At 69.5% G+C, this 12682-nt stretch carries 11 protein-coding genes; 9 read left to right on the top strand and 2 right to left on the bottom strand.

Features of this window, described 5'->3' with window-relative positions; all coding sequences use genetic code 11:
* The 7 genes from G578_RS0104650 to G578_RS30135 all read left to right on the top strand — a co-directional run bounded on the left by G578_RS0104650 (position 1) and on the right by G578_RS30135 (position 9469).
* Positions 1 to 3084 (top strand): efflux RND transporter permease subunit, encoded by a 3084-nt coding sequence (locus tag G578_RS0104650; protein WP_028793248.1) that lies wholly within the window; start codon positions 1 to 3, stop codon positions 3082 to 3084.
* Positions 3085 to 3160: 76 nt separating this feature from the next.
* Positions 3161 to 4240 carry a phosphotransferase family protein gene (locus G578_RS0104645; protein WP_028793247.1) on the top strand — a complete coding sequence of 360 codons (1080 nt, stop codon included), beginning with the start codon at positions 3161 to 3163 and terminating at the stop codon, positions 4238 to 4240.
* A 39-nt stretch (positions 4241 to 4279) separates the two neighbouring features.
* On the top strand, positions 4280 to 5461 hold the full coding sequence (locus G578_RS0104640) for an acyl-CoA dehydrogenase family protein (RefSeq protein WP_028793246.1): 1182 nt from the start codon (positions 4280 to 4282) through the stop codon (positions 5459 to 5461).
* Between the two features lie 70 nt (positions 5462 to 5531).
* The gene (locus tag G578_RS24720) at positions 5532 to 7151 is read left to right on the top strand and encodes an acetate--CoA ligase (protein ID WP_051243959.1); all 1620 of its coding nucleotides are present in this window, start codon (positions 5532 to 5534) and stop codon (positions 7149 to 7151) included.
* Positions 7148 to 7888 carry a FadR/GntR family transcriptional regulator gene (locus G578_RS0104630; protein WP_028793245.1) on the top strand — a complete coding sequence of 247 codons (741 nt, stop codon included), beginning with the start codon at positions 7148 to 7150 and terminating at the stop codon, positions 7886 to 7888. The genes G578_RS24720 and G578_RS0104630 overlap by 4 nt, the downstream gene beginning before the upstream one ends.
* Before the next feature lie 38 nt (positions 7889 to 7926).
* Complete coding sequence (locus tag G578_RS0104625) at positions 7927 to 8379, top strand: DUF2946 family protein (protein WP_028793244.1); 453 nt, start codon at positions 7927 to 7929, stop codon at positions 8377 to 8379.
* A gap of 85 nt (positions 8380 to 8464) precedes the next feature.
* Positions 8465 to 9469, top strand: coding sequence for a DUF1775 domain-containing protein (locus G578_RS30135; RefSeq protein WP_028793243.1), 1005 nt, complete (start codon positions 8465 to 8467; stop codon positions 9467 to 9469).
* Positions 9470 to 9521: 52 nt separating this feature from the next.
* Here the strand turns inward: G578_RS30135 and metC are convergent, their stop codons facing one another.
* Together metC and G578_RS0104610 are read right to left on the bottom strand one after the other, a co-directional pair.
* Positions 9522 to 10685 carry a cystathionine beta-lyase gene (gene metC, locus G578_RS0104615; RefSeq protein ID WP_028793242.1) on the bottom strand — a complete coding sequence of 388 codons (1164 nt, stop codon included), beginning with the start codon at positions 10683 to 10685 and terminating at the stop codon, positions 9522 to 9524.
* Positions 10686 to 10784: 99 nt separating this feature from the next.
* Complete coding sequence (locus G578_RS0104610) at positions 10785 to 11660, bottom strand: LysR substrate-binding domain-containing protein (RefSeq protein ID WP_028793241.1); 876 nt, start codon at positions 11658 to 11660, stop codon at positions 10785 to 10787.
* A 129-nt stretch (positions 11661 to 11789) separates the two neighbouring features.
* On the opposite strand from G578_RS0104610, the gene G578_RS28975 reads away from it, so the two are divergent.
* Positions 11790 to 11963 (top strand): CbtB domain-containing protein, encoded by a 174-nt coding sequence (locus G578_RS28975; protein WP_084618688.1) that lies wholly within the window; start codon positions 11790 to 11792, stop codon positions 11961 to 11963.
* A gap of 30 nt (positions 11964 to 11993) precedes the next feature.
* Positions 11994 to 12680, top strand: a complete 687-nt coding sequence (locus G578_RS0104600) for a CbtA family protein (RefSeq protein ID WP_028793240.1) — start codon at positions 11994 to 11996, stop codon at positions 12678 to 12680.
* Positions 12681 to 12682 lie beyond the last annotated feature (2 nt).

Raw genomic sequence — 12682 nt, 5'->3', positions numbered from 1 at the left:
ATGGGCGCCTTCGAGTTCTTCATCCGCCGCCCGGTCTTCGCGACGGTCGTCAGCCTGATCGTCACCCTGGTCGGGTTGGTGTCCTACAACCAGCTCACCGTCCGCGAATATCCCAACATCGACGAACCCGTGGTCTCCGTGCGCACCGACTATCCGGGGGCGAGCGCGCAGATCATCGAGACCCAGGTCTCCCAGGTGCTGGAAGGCTCGATCGCCGGCATCGAGGGCATCGAGATCCTGACCTCGACCAGCAAGCCGGAGCAGAGCCAGATCACCGTCCGCTTCCGCCTCGGCGTCGATCCGGACGTGGCCGCCAGCGACGTGCGCGACCGGGTCTCCCGGGTGCGCGGACGGCTGCCCGACGAGGTGGAAGAGCCGGTCATCGCCAAGGTCGAGGCCGATGCCCAGGCGATCATCTATCTCGCCTTCACCAGCGACCGGCACTCGCCGATCCGGATCTCCGACTATGCCGACCGCTATGTGCGCGACCGGCTGCAGAACCTGCCCGGCGTGGCCGAGGTGCGGATCTTCGGCGAGCGGCGCTACGCCATGCGGATCTGGGTCGACCGCGAGCGGCTGGCCGCCTACCGGCTGACCACCCAGGACATCGAGGACGCCCTGCGCCAGCAGAACGTGGAGGTGCCCGCCGGCCGGATCGAGAGCATCGACCGGGAGTTCACCGTCCTGTCCGAGACCGGGCTGGTCACCCCGGAGCAGTTCGAGCGGATCGTGATCAAGGACGTGGACGGCTTCCCCGTGCGTATGCGCGACCTCGCCCGGGTCGAGCTCGGTCCGCAGGACGAGCGGCGGGTGACCCGGTTCAGCGGCGACAACGCCGTCATCCTCGGCATTGTCAAACAGGCGACGGCCAATCCGCTCGACGTGTCGAACGCCATGGCCGAGGTGATGCCCGCGCTGACCGACAGCCTGCCCCAGGGCATGGCGGTCAAGGTGGCCTACGACAAGTCGGTGTTCATCGACCGCTCCATCGACGCGGTCTACGAGACCATCATCGAGGCTATCGGCCTGGTGGTCATCGTGATCTTCTTCTTCCTGAGGTCCTTCCGCGCCACCCTGATCCCGCTGGTGACCATCCCGGTGTCGCTGATCGGCGCCTTCACGCTGATGAGCATCCTGGGCTTCTCGATCAACACCCTGACCCTGCTGGCCATGGTGCTGGCCATCGGCCTGGTGGTGGACGACGCCATCGTGGTGCTGGAGAACATCCACCGCCATGTGGAGAACGGCCTGAAGCCGGTGCGGGCCGCCATCGTCGGCATCAAGGAGATTTCCGGCGCGGTGGTGGCGATGACGCTGACGCTCGCCGCCGTCTATGTCCCGGTCGCCTTCACGCCCGGCCGCACCGGCACGCTGTTCGCCGAATTCGCCCTGACCCTGGCCGGCGCGGTGCTGGTGTCGGGGTTCGTCGCCCTGACGCTGAGCCCGATGATGTGCTCGCGGCTGCTGAAGAACCACGAGAAGCACGGCACCCTCTACAACGTGCTGGAACGCGGGCTGAACGGCTTGAACGAGGGCTATCGCCGGCTGCTGACCCTGACCCTGAAGGCACGGCCGCTGGTGATCCTGCTGGCTCTGGGCGTGGCGGGCTGCAGCTACGTGCTGCTGACCGGGCTGAAATCCGAGCTGGCGCCGATCGAGGACCGCGGCGTGCTGTTCACCGCCGGCAACGCGCCGGAAGGCTCCACCGTCACCTTCACCAGCCGCTACGCCGAGCAGTTCGAGGAGATGCTCAACGAGATCCCCGAGGTAGAGCATTACTTCGTCATCGTCGGCTCGCGGGCGGTCACCGAGCTGATCTCCTTCTCCCAGCTCACTCCCTGGGAGGAGCGCGAGCGCACCCAGATGGAGATCGTGCGCGACGTCCAGCCCGACCTGCGCAAGATCGCCGGCGTGCGCGCCTTCGCCAACAACCCCGGCTCGTTCGGCCAGAGCGCGCGCAGCAAGCCGATCGAGTTCGTGATCCAGACCTCCGACAGCTACGAGCAGCTCGACGAGTATGTCGGCGAGGTCATCGCCGAGGCGGAGAAATTCCCCGGCCTGATCAACCTGGACAGCGACCTGCGGCTGAACAAGCCCCAGCTTTCGGTCGAGATGGACCGCGAGCGGGTGGCCGATACCGGCGCCGGCGTGCTGACCGTCGGCCGCACCCTGGAGACCCTACTGGGCGGACGGCTGGTCACCCGCTTCAACCAGAACGGCGAGCAGTACGACGTCATCGTCCAGATGGCCCCGGACGACCGGCGCACGGTCAGCGACCTCAACGACATCTACGTCCACGGCCGCGGCGGCGCCGACATCCAGCTCTCCAACCTGGTCACCGTGCGCGAGACCGTGGCGCCGAAGGAGCTGAACCGCTTCAACCAGTTCCGCTCGGCCACCATCACCGGCAACCTGGCCCCCGGCTATTCGCTCGGCGAGGGGCTGGAGGTGCTGGAGGAGGCGGCGAAGAACGTGCTGCCGACCACCGTGCGCTACGACTTCGCCGGCGAGTCCCGCGAGTTCAAGCAGACCGGCAGCAACCTGGTCTTCGTCTTCATCCTGGCGCTGTGCTTCATCTTCCTGGTGCTGGCCGCCCAGTTCGAGAGCTTCGTCGACCCGATCATCATCATGGTCACCGTGCCGCTGTCGATGACCGGCGCCCTGCTGGCCCTGGAGCTCAGCGGCGGCACGTTGAACATCTACAGCCAGGTCGGGCTGGTCACGCTGATCGGGCTGATCAGCAAGCACGGCATTCTCATCGTGCAGTTCGCCAACCAGCTGCAGGACGAGGGCAGGCCCATGCACGAGGCGGTGGTCGAGGCCGCCGTCCTGCGGCTGCGGCCGATCCTGATGACCACGGGCGCCATGGTCTCCGGCGCGATCCCCCTGGCCCTGGCGCACGGCGCCGGCGCCGAAAGCCGCCAGGAGATCGGCTGGGTGATCGTCGGCGGCATGAGCCTGGGCACGATCCTGACCCTGTTCGTGGTGCCGGCGGTCTACACCCTGATGTCGCGCCGCCGGGTGGCCCGGCACGATGAGGCGCCCGCCAAGTCCGACAGCACGGCCGCCGCCCCGGCCGAATAGCCGATCGGCCGACACGGCCCGGCGATATCTCTGATTGGCTCTTGCGCCCGCGCGATGATCTGCGCAGATTTTCGGTATGACTGTCGGACAAAAAAACGAAGCCTCTTCCATCGCTGAAGAGTGGCCCTTCGCGCCCGAGCCCCTGGCGGCGTTCCTGGCGCGGGCGGGTCGGACGCTGGACCACGAGGTCCCGGCAACCCGCTTCTCCGGCGGGCTGGCCAACCTGAACTACCGGATCTCGGTCGACGGCCGACCGGCGGTGCTGCGCCGGGCGCCGTCGGGGCCGCTCCCGCCGGGCGCGCACGACATGGCGCGCGAGCATCGGGTGCTCTCCGCCCTGTCGCCGGCCTTCCCGCTGGCGCCGGACAGCCTCGCCCTGTGCGAAGATCCCGAGGTCCTGGGCGCGCCGTTCCAGATCCTGGAATACCGCGAAGGCCGCACGGTGCGCGGCGACGACCTCGGCGTTCTGCGCGAGGACGAGGATCTGCCCGGCGCCCTGTGCGACCTGCTCGCCCGGCCGCTCGCCGAGCTGCACGCGGTCGACCCGGACGCCTGCGGCCTTGGCGATCTCGGCCGGCCGGAAGGGTTCGTGGCGCGCAACGCGGCGCGCTGGTCAGCTCGGGGCGCGGAACTGGCCGAAGGTCGGCCGGAAGCGAGGCTCGCCGCCGACATCTCGGCCTGGCTGGACAGGAAGCTCGCCAGGTGGGACCGCGCCGAGGTCTCGCTGCTGCATTGCGATTTCAAATTGGACAACATGATCCTGGCCCCCGACCGGCTGGCGCCGGTGGGGATCGTCGACTGGGACATGGCGACGCGGGGGGAGCCGCTGTTCGACCTCGCCACCCTGCTGAGCTACTGGTCGCAGCCGGACGATCCGGAGTGCCTGCGCGAACTCGGCCAGATGCCCACCGCCCTGCCCGGCTTCCCGTCGCGCCGGGACATGGCGCAGGCCTACGCAAAGGCCAGCGGCCGCAGCCTGGACGGGCTGGACGACCTCTACGTGCTCTCCCTGTTCAAGCTCTCGGCGATCTTCCTGCAGCTTCACGCCCGCTGGAAGTCGGGCGCGATCGGGGACGACCGCTACGCCCGGTTCGAACGGCTGGGCTTCGATCTGATGACGCACACCTGGGATGTCGCGCGCGGCGCGGCGAAGTGATGCGGCCGCAAAGGCCGGCGCAGTAAGGGATGGAAACCGATGGACTTCTCGACACCCGACCACATCCAGGACCTGGTCAAACGGACCCGGACCTTCATCGCCGATGAGATCATCCCGTACGAAAAGGACCCGCGCTGGGGCGAGCACGGACCGAGCGAGGACCTGCGCGCCGAGATGAACGCCAAGGCCAAGGCGGCCGGGCTGTTCGCGCCGCACGCCCCGAAGGAGTTCGGCGGCCTCGGCCTGTCGCATCTGGAGCGTTCCTGGGTGTTCGAGGAGGCGGGATATTCCCTGCTCGGCCCGTCCGCCATGCATTGCGGCGCGCCGGACGAAGGCAACATCCACCTGCTGAACGAGGTCGCCAGCCCGGAGCAGCGCGAGAAATACCTAAAGCCGCTGTGCCAAGGCGCCCGCTCCTGCTTCGCCATGACCGAGCCGGACGGCGCCGGCGCCGACCCGACGATGCTCGCCGCCACCGCCAAGGTCGACGGCAACGGCTATGTGATCAACGGCAGGAAGTGGTTCATCACAGGGGCCAAGGACAGCACCTTCGTCATCATCATGGCGAAGATCGAGGGCGGCCCCCATGACGGCGAGGCGACCATGTTCCTCGCCCCGATGGACGATCCGGCCATCGTGCTGGAGAGCCAGATGGACACGCTGGACACCAGCTTCGCCGGCGGCCACTGGAACATGCGGTTCGACGACCTGCGGGTCGATGCCGACGCGGTGCTCGGCGCGCCTGGGGCCGGCTTCCGCTACGCCCAGGTCCGTCTGGCGCCGGCCCGGCTGACCCACTGCATGCGCTGGCTGGGATCGGCGCGGCGCGCCCACGACACCGCCTGCGACTACGCCAATACCCGCATGGCCTTCGGCCAGATCCTCGGCAAGCACGAGGGGGTGGGATTCATGCTGGCCGACAACGAGATGGACATGCGCACCGCCCGCCTCTCCCTGCAGCAGGCCTCCTGGCTGCTCGACCAGGGCGACCGCGCGGCGGAGGAAAGCTCCATGGCCAAGGTCCAGTGCTCGGAAGCGATCTGGCGGATCGTCGACAACTCCGTGCAGGTGCTCGGCGGTGCCGGGACCAGCGCCCATCTGCCGGTGGAACGGATCTTCCGCGAGGTGCGCGGCTTCCGGATCTATGACGGCCCGTCCGAGGTGCACCGCTGGTCGCTGGCCCGCAAGGCGTTGAAGCGGGCGGCGGCGCGCACCGCATGAGGCGCCGCTAGACAGCCGAGAACCGCCGACCAAGGCGGCACGGCATACCGGGGCGCAGAGGAGGAAACCGATGGCACAGGCAGAGCAGACCGATCAGGCACCCGACGGGTTCGACTGGGCGATCCCGGCGACCTTCAACTTCGCCACCGACGTGGTCGACCGCTGGGCGACCGACGGCGACCCGCTCGCGCTGATCTGGCAGAACGCCGCCGGCGACGCGCGCCGGTTCCGCTTCTCCGACATCTCCCGGCTGACCAAGCGGGTGGCCCATGCCATGACGGAAGCGGGCATCGGCAAGGGCGACCGGGTCCTGCTCGTCATGCCGCGCATTCCGGAATGGCAGATCGCCCTGGTCGCCGCCATGCGCCTCGGCGCGGTGCCGATCCCCTGCATCGAGATGCTGACCGCCCGCGAGATCGCCTATCGGGCGGAACATTCGGGCGCGGTCGCCGTGGTCTGCCGCGCCGGTCATGCGGAGAAGATCGAGCCGGGACTGGACGGGGTCGCCATCCGCTTCAGCGTCGGCCCCCGCGCCGGCTGGCGCGACCTGACCGAGGCCTATGAGCGGTCGCAGGAGGCCGAGGCCGCCACCGTCGCCGCCGAGGATCCGGCGATGATGTATTACACCTCGGGCTCCACCGGCTATCCCAAGGGGGTGGTCCACGCCGCCCGCGCCGTCTTCGGCTGGCGCTACGCCGCCCGGTTCTGGCTCGACCTGCGCCCGGGGGAACGGATCTGGTGCGGGGCCGATACCGGCTGGTCGAAGGCGGGCACGAGCGTGCTGATCGGTCCCTGGTCGGAGGGGGCGGCCAGCTTCCATTACGACGGACCGTTCGACCCGGCGGAGCGCCTGCGGCTGCTGGCCCGGCACCGCATCACGGTCTACTGCGCGCCCGCGACCGAGCTGTACCGCGTCGTGCAGGAGGATATCGCCGCACACGACCTCTCGGCCCTGCGCCGCACGGTGTCGGCGGGCGAGGCGATGAACCCGGTGGTCGCCGACCAATGGACCAGGGCGACCGGCGTGCCGGTGGCCGAAGCCTATGGCCAGACCGAGACCCTGATGACGGCGCTGACCACCACCGAGGTGACGCCGAAGCTCGGCTCCATGGGCATGGCCGCTCCCGGCTGCACCCTGGCGGTGATCGGCGACGACGGGCATCGGCTGCCCGATGGAGAGGTCGGCCATGTCGCCCTGCTCACCCCGTGTCCGACCATGATGCTCGGCTACTGGAACGATCCGGAGCGCACCGAACAGAGCCATGTGTCAGGGCCGGACGGCCGCTGGTTCCTCACCGGCGATCTCGCCTCGCGGGATGCCGACGGGTACTTCTGGTACGAGGGCCGTTCCGACGACGTGATCAACTCCGCCGGCTACCGTATCGGCCCGATCGAGGTGGAGAACGCCGTGCTGGAGCACGAGGCGGTCCAAGAATGCGCCGTCGTCGGCGCCCCGGACGATGAGCGCGGCGAGGTGGTGAAGGCCTATATCGTGCTGAAGCGTGGCGTCACGCCGGACGACGCCCTGGTCGCCGACATCCAGAACCACGTCAAGCGGGTCGCCTCGCCGTACAAGTATCCGCGCCGGATCGAGTTCCGCGACGACCTGCCGAAGGGCCATACCGGCAAGGTACTGCGCCGCGCCCTGCGCGATGAGGCCCGCACCCAGGCCCAGGCTGGGCGCGAATGACGTCCACCTTCTCCCTCGACCCGATCCAGACCGAGCCGGCCTACCGGGTCGCCGCCCGCGCCCTGCGCGAGAAGATCGTCAGCGGCGAGATCGAAGTCGGCAGCGTCCTGCCCTCGGAAATGGCCATGGCGGCGCTGCTCAGCGTCAACCGCTCCACCGTGCGCGAGGCGATCCGCTCGCTTGAGGAGACCGGCGTGGTGGCGCGTCGGCCGGGCGGCAAGAAGCTGTTCGTCACTGCCCCGCCGCCGGAAACCCTGAGCGACCGCATGACCACCGCCATGGTGCTGCACAAGGTGACGGTGGAGGAGCTGTGGCGCGCCATGCTGGTGCTGGAGCCAGGCACGGCCGCCCTGGCGGCACGGCACGCCACGGAGGCGCAGCTTGCGGCCCTGGAGGCCAACCTGGCGGCAACCCGCAGCCAAGGAGCCGACGCGGCGGCGATCGCGGCACTCGATCTCGCCTTCCACGACCTGATCGCCGAGGCCAGCGGCAACCGGGCGATCCAGCTTGCCCGCCAGCCGCTCGGCGCGCTGTTCTATCCGGCCTTCGAGCGGATCTTCCAGCACCTGGACGCCGGTTCCCGGATGTATGACGCCCACCGGGCCATCGTCGATGCGCTGAAGGCCCGCGACCCGGACACCGCGGAGGAGTGGATGCGCAAGCATATCGTCGACTTCCGCCGCGGCTGGAAACTGGCCGGCCTGGACCTGGCCGCACCGGTGACCGCGACCACCTGACCCTTGGACGGCACAATCGGATGCAGTAGGTTCCGGCCATGATCGGACGGACCCGAAAGCCCGGCCGCCGCCTATTGGCGAAGCGGCGATACGGATGGCGCGACATCGCCGCCGTCCTCGGCGTCTATGCGCTCGTCCTCCAGCTCGGTCTCGGCATCGTCGCGGGGCTGGCCGGCGAGTCGATCGCCCGCGAACAGCAGGCCGCCGGCGACGAGACCAGCGCGCTGGCGCTGCAGATCTGTTCCCCGGCCGGCCTGATCCTGCTGGCCAGCGACGACGACGGCGACCACGACGCCCGTCGTGGCGCCCCGGTCTGCCCGGGCTGCCTGTTCGCCCATGCCGGACCGATCCCACCGCAGACCACCGTCGCCGACCTGCCGGAACCGGCCCCCCTGGCCCCGATGCCGCCGGTATCGGGTGGCGATATCCCAGCACCACTGGAGCGCATCACGGACCTCAATCCGCGCGCGCCACCCCTGCTTTCCGCCTGACACCCCCGATCGCGCGCGGCACCCGCCATGCGCAAGGTTTCAGCGGCCCGCGACCACGTGCGCCGAATGACGGAAAGCGACCGACATGACCATCAAGACCACGATTGCCTCCCTCGCCCTACTGGGTACGGCCTTCTCCACCGCGCCGGCCTCGGCCCATTCCTCGCTGGAGACCGGGCAGGCCACCGCCGACAGCATGTACAAGGCGGTAATGCGCGTGCCGCATGGCTGCGACGGCAAACCGACCATCGCGCTGACCATCGACATTCCCGAAGGCGTCATCGCGACCAAGCCGATGCCGAAGCCCGGCTGGAAGCTCGAGACGGTGTGGGGTGCCTACAGCAAGACCTACGATTATTACGGCACGCCGATGAGCGAGGGCGTGACGCAGATCCGCTGGTCGGGTGGCGCGCTGCCGGACGATTTCTACGACGAGTTCGTGTTCCGCGCCCGGATCACCGGCGACCTTGCCGGCACCACGATCGCGTTCCCGACCACCCAGTTCTGCCCCGACGGTGCGCAGGTGGCCTGGACCGAGACCGCGGCCCCGGGGCAGGACCCGCATGACCTGCCGCACCCGGCTCCGAACCTGATGGTCGTCGCCCCCGCCGAAAAGAGCGGTCATGGCCACGGCCATGGCGGCATGCAGACGGCGATGGCCGACGGTGTCGCCGTGGAGGCGCCCTTCGCCCGCGCCACCGCCGGTCCGGCCCGGAACGGTGCGACCTTCCTGACCGTCAGGAACGCCGGGGCGGAAGCCGACCGTCTGATCGGCGCGAAGACTCCGGTCGCCGAGCGTGCCGAGCTGCACACGCACCTGCATGAGAACGGCGTGATGAAGATGCGCCCGGTCGAGGCGATTGCGGTGCCGGCCGGCGACGTGGCCACTCTGGAGCCGGGCGGCGACCACATCATGATGATGGGTCTGAAAGCGCCGCTGAAGGAAGGCGAGAGCTTCCCGCTGACCCTGATCTTCGAGAAGGCCGGCGAGGTGACCGTCGATGTCCCCATCGGCGGCGTCGGCGCCATGCAGGGCAGCGGCGACAGCAGCCATCACGGCACCCATGGCATGAAGATGAAGAGCAACTGAGCGCTCCTCCCACCCCCGGCTTCCCGGAATCATTCCGGGAAGCCGGTTTCATTCAGCCGCCGAACACCGCCAGCATCGCCTCCAGGTCGGCCCAGAGATCCTCGGGATCCTCCAGGCCTATATTGATGCGGATCAGGCCGCTCTCGTACGGCCAGGGCACCGCCACCCTGTCGGCCTTCACGTCGGCCGGGGCGATCAGGCTGCGGGTGCCGCCCCAGGACGCGCCGATGGCGAAGACCTTCAGCGCCGACAGCGCCGCCTCCATCCGCCCCTCCAGCCCCGGCTTCAGCACGATGCTGAACACGCTGGCCGACCCGGCGAAATCCCGTTTCCAAAACTCATGCCCCGGGCAGGACGGCAGCGCCGGGTGCAGCACGGTCTCCACCGCCGGATGACCGGCCAGGCGACGGGCGAACTCCTCCGACACCCGGCCCATATGGGCGAGGCGCACGGCCATGGTCTCCAGCCCGCGCAAGGCGAGCGACGCCTCGTCCGGCGACACGCCGATGCCGAGATCGCGCATCACCAGCTTGATCCGGTCGCGCAGGGCCACGTCGGCCACGGTGATCGAGCCCATGACCAGGTCGGAATGGCCGCCGACATATTTGGTCAGCGCCTCCACCGCCACATCCACCCCATGGGCCAGCGGCTTGAACAGCAGCGGCGTGGCCCAGGTATTGTCGCAGCCGACCGGCACGCCCCTCGCCTTCGCCGCGGCGGCGATGGCGGGGACGTCCTGCACCTCCATGGTGCCGGAGCCGGGGGATTCCACCCAGACCAGCCTGGTCTGCGGCCGGATCAGCGCGTCGATGCCGGCGCCGATCATCGGGTCGTAGATCGTGTGCTCGACCCCGCGCGGCGCCAGGTAATTGCGGCACAGGCTGCGCACCGGGCCATAAGCGTGGTCGGGGATCAGCACGTGGTCGCCCGGCTGCAGCAGGGTCAGCATCATCAGGCTGATCGCCGCCTGGCCCGAGGGCACGAGGATCGTGCGCGCGCCGCCATGCAAGGCGGTGAGCTGCGCCTCCAGCACCCGCGTGGTCGGCGTGCCGTGCATGCCGTAGGTGTAGTCGTCGAAACCCCTCGAATTGCGGGTCAGAAAGGACTGACCGTCCGGATAGACGATGGTAGACGCCCGATAGGTCGGCACGGCGAGGCTGGCGAAGCCGTCGAGCTTGGCGGGCGGGTGCTGGACGCAGCGGGTCTGGTCGCGCATGGGGATCTCCTCAATGGGTCCCCCGTGCTAGCGCGCCCGCCTCGTCAGGTACACTGACGCCGGCGCATGACTTCATACGTCAGGCTGATGGTCCGGCCGCTACCGCGCCGCCATCAAAGCGTCGATGAAGTCGCGCACGATCTCCGATTTCGGCCGGTCGGAGGGCAGGATGAGCAGGCTGCGGATCGGCACCGCCGGAGCAAAGGGCCGCAGCACCACCCGCGAACCGTCCAGCCCCTCGGCCGCCGCAGCGCTGATCAGGCCGACGCCCACCCCTTGCGCCACCAGGGCATGGAGGGTGGAGGCGTAGATCGTCTCCACCACGATCTCCGGCACCACATTCTCCGCCGCCAGCAGCGCGTCGAGCCGCTGGCGGCTGCGGTCCTCCGGCACATAGGCGACGAAGGGCATACCGTGCAGGTCGGCCGGCGTGACCACCGCGCGATCCGCCAGCGGATGGCCGACCGGAACGGCGCAGAGCGCGTCACGGGTGAGAAACGCCTGGTGGGTGACGCCGGTCACGTCGATCTCGTCGGCGGCGAGGCCGACATCGAACTGGCCGGAGGCGACCAGGTCGCGCACCTCCCGCGAGGACAGCACCAGCAGGGTCACCCGCACCGCCGGATGGGCCTTGCGGAACGCGGCGATGGCGCGCGGCACCAGCGAGCCGCCAAGCGCCGAGAGCGAGGCGACCCGCAGCTCCCCGGACCCCTGGTCGCGGATTCGCGCGGCCGAGGCGCGGATCGTGTCGATGCCCTGGAACGCCGCCTCCACATCCTGATACAGCAGCCGCGCCTCCGGTGTCGGCACCAGCCGGTTGCGGATGCGGGCGAACAGGGCGAAGCCGACCGATCGCTCCAATTCGGCGAGCGTGCGGCTGACCGCCGGCTGGGTCACCCCCAGGGTCTCGGCCGCCCGCGAGGCGGTGCCGCAGCGCATCACGGCGGCGAAGGTCTCGATCTGGCGCAGGTTCATGGCCTCTATATCCCGCCTGGCGGCACCGCCGTCGAGAGCGGTTTGCAAGGCCGCGCGGATTGCTTACTCTGCCCACAACGATGACCTGCGCCGGGACCGCACCCCGCGCACCGAGGGGAAGAGGCGACGATGAGCATGACGGATGTGGCCGCGCGCGGCCTGACGAAGTCCCGGATGATGCCGGCCCTGGTCGTCGCGTTGCTCGGCCTGTCGGTGCTGTTCGTCGCCGGCCATGCGCAGACCCAGACCCTGCACACCGCCGCCCACGACAGCCGCCACGCCAACGGCTTTCCCTGCCACTGATCTTTCCCTGCCACTGATCGTCTTCGGGCCATGTTCCAGCGTCTTCTGACCTGCGCCCTGCTGGCCGGCGCGGGGGCCGGGCTCGTTGCCGCCATCCTGCAGCTCTGGTTCGTGCAGCCAATGCTGCTGCATGCCGAACTGTACGAGCAGGGCACCCTCACCCATTTCGGCCCGGACGCCGTGTCCGCCCATCCGGAACTGGGACGGCTCGACCCGGTGCGCGACGGTCTCAGCGTGTTCTTCTCCATGCTGACCTATACCGGCTTCGCCCTGCTGCTGGTCGCGGCGATGGCGCTGGCGGAGGAGCGCGGGGCGGCCATCGACGACCGCAAGGGTCTGGTCTGGGGCCTCGCCGGTTTCGCGGTCCTGCACCTGGCGCCGGCCTTTTCCCTGGCACCGGAAGTGCCGGGCGCGGCCGCGGCCGATGTCACGCAACGGCAGATCTGGTGGTTCGCCACGGTCTCCGCCGCCGCCGTCGCGGCCGGACTGATCGCCTTCGGGAAGCACTGGATCGCCTGGGTGGCGGCCGTCATCCTCATCCTCGCCCCGCATGCGATCGGCGCACCCGAGCCGGACCGCTTCGCCGGCCCCACCCCGCCGGAACTGTCGGCCCTGTTCGCCGCCCGCAGCCTCGGCGTGGCGCTGGCCGGATGGCTGGTCCTGGGGCTTCTGGCGGGGCATGTCTGGTCCCGCGACGCAGCCGACGCGCCGGAGTGACC

This window comes from Thalassobaculum salexigens DSM 19539 (assembly GCF_000423805.1).
In the GTDB taxonomy this organism is placed as follows: Bacteria; Pseudomonadota; Alphaproteobacteria; order Thalassobaculales; family Thalassobaculaceae; genus Thalassobaculum; species Thalassobaculum litoreum.
The sequence above is the reverse complement of the archived record's forward strand: the minus strand, read 5'-3'. Positions and strand labels throughout refer to the sequence as shown.